Raw genomic sequence first — 3746 nt, 5'->3', positions numbered from 1 at the left:
ATGATAAATAAAATCGTCTGCTGCTCGCAACCTCTTTGCCACAGTTTACCCCCTCCAATCTCGTATATTTTAGTATATGATGAATTGGCTAAATTTGAAATAGATACACTATACTAAAAAATCTCTTACACCAAAAATTTGGCGTAAGAGATTTTTTACATAGTATAAAGGTGTAAGCTACCACACCGAAGGGTCGTTAAGTTATGCGTTAAATTGTACTTGTGGTGTGGTAAGTGGCGGTGTTAATACTTTTAATAAATCTAATCTTGATTTAGTAACCGTTGCTTTTACACCTAGTTTAGACAAATTCGAAACAATCTTTTTTAAATCTACTTCTTTCGTCATCTGTTCCACCCCGTTCATTAGTAATTACTTTATATAACGTTTGACATTGATAGAAGGTTTCACTTTTCTCTAGATGTCAGACATGTTCAAACTATACTTGTATCATACCATCTTTCATGTAATTTAATTCTTTCAATTTTGTTACAAATCTGTGTGATTCACTAGAAATCCTTTACCCGTAATTTACATTATTTACACTAGCGATACATCCTGCTATTGAGTAAGTTAAGCGCTACAACTACAATAATATATAACAATGCAGGAGGTGTTAGTGATGGAAAAAGAAACACAGTGCCGTAAGAGCCACCATTCTGAAGCAAGTAAAAAAGATTTAACAACGCGTTTAAATCGTGTCGAGGGGCAAATCAGAGGGATTAAAGGCATGATTGCTAATGATGTCTATTGTGATGACATTATTACACAACTTGCCGCAAGTCAGGCTGCACTTAATAGTGTAGCGCGTATTTTGTTAGATGGGCATTTAAAGTCCTGCGTAAAGGAACGTTTGCTTGAAGGTGATGATGAGGTACTAGATGAGCTTGTTGTTACCATTCAAAAGCTAATGCGCAAGTAGTTTGTGGCAGACAGGTAAGGGTAATAGATAAACATATAATGTAATTAAAGGCAGGTGTCGTAATGAAAAAAGCTATTTTATTATTAATGTCTGTGCAATTTCTCGTCTATCTTGGCTTCGGTATTATTATTCCCGTGTTACCAGAGGTAATTGTGCAACAAGGTTGGACGGATGTACACGTTGGCGGATTGCTAACAGTTTATGCATTAGCCAGCTTCTTTACTGCGCCACTGTGGGGCTCTTTATCAGACCGCATTGGACGTAAACCGTTAATTTTAGTTGGACTTGTAGGCTTTAGTTTAAGCTTCATTGTCTTCGCTCTATTTATTGACAACTTAACTATCCTTTACATATCTCGTATTATTGGTGGTCTATTTTCAGGGGCCCTTTATACATCAGTAACAGGCTTTATTGGTGATATGTCGAGTGACGAAGATCGTAATAAATATATGGGCTTTATGGGGATGTCAATTGGCTTAGGCTTTATTTTCGGACCTGCAATTGGCGGTGTGCTTGGTGGGCACTTTGGTTTACGCGCACCATTTATCGCCTCAGCTGTATTAATCGCATTACTATTTATTTACGCGAGTATGGTATTACAAGAACCAACTCAGCGCAAAGACAATGTCAACAAGCGTACACTCGTACCTGTTGGTGCTACTACATTATTTAAATACCGTGTGCGTTACTTATTTTTCTTCTCATTTTTAGTAACGTTTATGCTAGCAGGTGTAGAGTCAACGTTCCAACTGTTCCAAATTGACCGCATTCATATTACACCTACGCAAGTGGGCTACTTATTTATGTTTAGTGGCTTTGTTGACGCTGCCATTCAAGGCGGTGTTATCCGTCGTATTAAAGACGGAGCAGAAACAACTTGGTTGATTGGAGCACAAATCGTCACAGCAGTAGGTATGATTTTATTTACCTTAACTAACAGCCTTGTTTTTGCAGGCTTTGCACTTTGCGTATTTACAGCAGGTAATGCGCTTGCACGTACTTGTGTTGTATCATTATCCTCTAAAGAATCTGGCGGACGCTACGGGGCCGCTGCTGGACTAACTTACTCTATGGATAATTTAGGTCGTATTATTGGTCCTTTATTCTTTACTTGGATTTTTACACAACAAGCAAATCTAGGCTTTTATATCTCAGCTGCAATTGCATTGATTTCAATCACATTAATCTTTGCTTTCCGCGCATCAACTAAAACTTTGCGTCAAGCTAAAGCATAATGTATAAGCACAAAAAAGGTCCCATCCTTTTTTGTGCTTTTTTTACATCAATAGCATTTTTGTTAGTTTTGAAGTATGGTAAATGAAAAGATTATTAAAAAGAAGGTGCTAGTTGTGCTCAATTTTATCGCTGAATTTGATTACTTATTTATCGTTCTACTGCTCATTAATATTTTACTAGCGATTACAGTCATTTTCTTAGAGCGTAAAGACCCCACATCAACATGGGCGTGGGTACTCGTTTTAACTTTCTTACCTCTCGTAGGCTTTATTCTTTATTTATTATTCGGACGTCGTCTACGTCAGAAGCACTTATTTCGTTGGGATGGTCAAAAATATATCGGGATTGAAAAGCTAGTAAATTATCAAATGGATGCAATTCATAATGATAAATTTGATTTCCACATTCAAAACTCCGAAAAGTATGATGACTTAATTTACATGCATCTTCGCAACAATGAAGCTGTGCTAACTCAAGATAATGCAATTCAAATCTTTGACGATGGTGAAGAAAAATTCAATCAGCTTATTAAAGATATTGAGCATGCTAAGGAGCATGTTCATGTGCAATACTATATCTTCCGCTTAGATGGTTTAGGTACACGTATTGTTGATGCTTTAACTATAAAAGCAAAACAAGGTGTTAAAGTTCGTATTTTATACGATGAAATGGGCTCTCGTGGTGTTAAAAAACGTCACTTCCAAAAATTATTGGATGCAGGTGGTGAGGTTGAGGTTTTCTTCCCATCTATTATGCCACTCATTAACCCTCGTCTTAATTTCCGTAACCACCGTAAGCTAGTTATTGTTGATGGACGTATCGGTTATATTGGCGGTTTTAATGTGGGTGACGAGTACTTAGGCTTGAAGAAAAAGTTTGGCTACTGGCGCGATACACATTTACGCATTGAAGGTAGCTCTGTACACCCGCTACAGTCTCGTTTTTTACTTGATTGGAACCAAGCCGCACATCATAAAACACCTTACTGTGAGAGCTTCTTTCCTGCGATACCTAAGAAGGGTAATGCAGGTGTGCAAATTGTTTCAAGTGGACCTGATGAAGACTGGGAACAAATTAAAGATGGTTATTTACAGTTAATTAATAAGGCTAAAAAATATGTTTATATCCAAACACCTTATTTTATTCCTGATTTAAGCTTTTTAGACGCTGTAAAAATTGCTGCTCTTTCGGGCATAGATGTACGTATTATGATTCCTAATAAGCCTGACCACTTATTTGTGTATTGGGCAACGTATTCCTATGTAGGTCAATTATTGCAGGCTGGCGCTAAAGTTTATATTTACGAAAAAGGCTTTATCCATGCCAAAATGATTGTCATTGATGATGAGGCTTCAACCGTTGGTACAGCTAACATTGATGTACGTAGTTTTAAATTGAACTTTGAAGTAAATGCTTTTATTTATGATAATGAAAAATCACATGAACTAGCAGAGATTTTTGAAAAGGATATGCTCGATTGCACAGAGCTCACTGTAGATATTTATAATAATCGTTCAAACTTAATTAAGTTTAAAGAATCTCTTTCACGCTTAATCTCACCAATTTTATAAAAAACGGCTCCCTTACATGT

The 3746-nt window shown here is 36.7% G+C and carries 4 protein-coding genes; 3 read left to right on the top strand and 1 reads right to left on the bottom strand.

Translation table 11 applies throughout. The features are described 5' to 3' along the window. Nucleotides 1–201: 201 nt before the first annotated feature. Entirely contained in the window at nucleotides 202–345 is a 144-nt protein-coding gene (locus CH76_RS14020; protein ID WP_200877368.1) for an Lmo0850 family protein, read from the bottom strand. Nucleotides 346–619: 274 nt separating this feature from the next. Here CH76_RS14020 and CH76_RS13020 point away from each other — a divergent pair, with 274 nt between their 5' ends. From CH76_RS13020 to cls, 3 genes are all read left to right on the top strand, one after another. Then, nucleotides 620–919, top strand: a complete 300-nt coding sequence (locus CH76_RS13020) for a metal-sensing transcriptional repressor (RefSeq protein ID WP_200877367.1) — start codon at nucleotides 620–622, stop codon at nucleotides 917–919. 62 nt (nucleotides 920–981) lie between these two features. Beyond that, the gene (locus tag CH76_RS13015; protein WP_036147207.1) at nucleotides 982–2154 is read left to right on the top strand and encodes an MFS transporter; all 1173 of its coding nucleotides are present in this window, start codon (nucleotides 982–984) and stop codon (nucleotides 2152–2154) included. A gap of 75 nt (nucleotides 2155–2229) precedes the next feature. Then, the gene (gene cls / locus CH76_RS13010; RefSeq protein WP_036147204.1) at nucleotides 2230–3726 is read left to right on the top strand and encodes a cardiolipin synthase; all 1497 of its coding nucleotides are present in this window, start codon (nucleotides 2230–2232) and stop codon (nucleotides 3724–3726) included. Nucleotides 3727–3746 lie beyond the last annotated feature (20 nt).

Source organism: Lysinibacillus sp. BF-4 (genome assembly GCF_000743635.1).
In the GTDB taxonomy this organism is placed as follows: Bacteria; Bacillota; Bacilli; order Bacillales_A; family Planococcaceae; genus Metalysinibacillus; species Metalysinibacillus saudimassiliensis.
The sequence above is the reverse complement of the archived record's forward strand: the minus strand, read 5'-3'. Positions and strand labels throughout refer to the sequence as shown.